This window comes from Amycolatopsis sp. SID8362 (genome assembly GCF_010550475.1).
Lineage (GTDB): Bacteria > Actinomycetota > Actinomycetes > Mycobacteriales > Pseudonocardiaceae > Amycolatopsis > Amycolatopsis eburnea.
In genome coordinates this window covers 1-1,726 of sequence record NZ_JAAGNB010000416.1, presented here as the reverse complement: position 1 = coordinate 1,726, position 1,726 = coordinate 1, and the positions used below count along the sequence as shown (strand labels likewise).

1 protein-coding gene is annotated in these 1,726 nt (G+C 76.0%); it reads right to left on the bottom strand.

Translation table 11 applies throughout. The features are described from left to right. Positions 1 to 596: 596 nt before the first annotated feature. Positions 597 to 1,726, bottom strand: a 1,130-nt coding sequence (locus G3I65_RS13425) for a tetratricopeptide repeat protein (protein WP_160696398.1), incomplete at its 5' end; no start/stop codon positions are given.

Here is a 1,726-nt window from a genome sequence, read left to right as displayed (position 1 = left end):
GCTGCCGGGGGGCGAGCACCGGCTGGGCGGGGGAGCTTGGCGGTGTGGCTTGGGCCAGTGGGCGCCGGCTGGCCGGGGAGCCTGGCGGTGTGGCCGGGGCGAAATGGGTCGGTCAGAGCGCCGCGGTGTTGCGGGGGCGAGCACCGGTTGGGCGCGGGAGTTCGGCGGTGTGTTGCCGGGGCGAGCGGCGCGGGCCGAGTGGCGGCCTGGCGGCGTTGCTGGAGGCGAGCGTTGCCGACCGGGGGAGCCCGGCGGCGCTGCCGGGGGAACACAGCTGGGTGGGGAGCCTGGTGGTGCGGCCTGGCGTGAGCGCCGATTGGCGGGGGAGCCCGGCGGTGTTGCCGGGGCGAGCGGGCGCGGGCCGGGTGGCGGCCCGGCGGTGTTGCTGGGGCGAGCGTCGGTTGGGCGAGGGAGCCCGGCAGCGCTGCCGAGGAAGCACAGCTGGGTGGGGAGCCTGGCGGTGCGGCCCGGCGTGAGCGCCGATTGGCAGGGGAATCCGGCGGCGCTGCTGCCAGCGACCGCCGGCTAGGCGGTGTCGGCGAGCGGACAGGAAGTCGGCGGGGAACCTGGCGCACGGTGTTGGCGGGCCCGTCGGCTCAAACTCGCTCGGTCAGCGCCAGCAACGCTCGTCTCAGTGCCGCCGCGCTGGCGTCGCGGGGGTCGGTGTAGCGCGCCGCCTCCGCGGCCGCCGATGCCGCTCCCTCCGCATCGCCCACCGCTTCGTACGCCCGGCCCAGCACAAGCCACGTCAGACCCGTCGCGGAGCGGCCGCCCATCTCGCGGAACTCCGTCAAGCACTGCCGCAGGACCGGGATCGCCTGTGCCGCACGGCCTTCGCCGATCCAGCCCGCTGCCAGTGCGCGGGTGCAGGACAGCTCCCGTGGCCGCTCGTCCAGTTCGCGGGCCAGCTCGCGGGCTTCCCCGAACGCCGCCATCGCGCTGTCGCGGTCGCCCGTCGCCGCGGCGATCGCGCCCGACGTGCGCAGGGACTTCGCCAGCTCCGAGCGGGCCGGTGCCGGGCGGAGGTGGTCCACCGACTCCGCGATCGCCGTTGCCGCCTGGCGGTCTTCGCCGGTCAGGAGGGAGGACCACGCGAAGCCGTGCAGGGCGATGGCGATCTGGCGGGCGTCGCCGGTTTCGCGGGCCGCGGTCAGGGCGACGCGGTCGACGTCGCGGGCTTCCGCCACCCGGCCGAGCCGCAGTAGGGCCGCCGACTCCGCCGCGCGGACGCGGATCGGCTCCGGGTGACCGTCCACTTCGAACAGTTCGCGGGCGTGGGCCGCGGTCTCCAAGGCTTCTTCGGCCTGGCCCAGCCCGATCAGGCAGTGGGCCAAGCCGGCCGTCACCCAGGCGTGGGTGCGGTGGTCGCCACGCGCTTCCAGCTCCTTCGCGCACTGGCGGTACGCGGCCGCGGCCTCCTCGTACTGGCCGCGTTCGTGCCGCAGCAGCGCGAGGTTCGCCTCGGCGAGCAGCGTGACCGCCGGGTCGTCCGCCGCGGCCAGCACCGTTTCGTACGCCGCGCGCATCTCCGCGTATTGGCCGTGCAGGTACAAGTACACGCTCAGCTTGTCCAGCAGCCGCAACGCTTCCGGCGCGGGCAGCAGGCCGATCAGCAGGACGAGGTTCGCGCGCTCGGCGGCGAACCAGTCGTCCGGGCGGGCGAGCAGCCGCGCCACCAGCTCGCCGGGCAACGGCTGGGGTAGCGGCGCGCCGGCCGGCGGGGGCA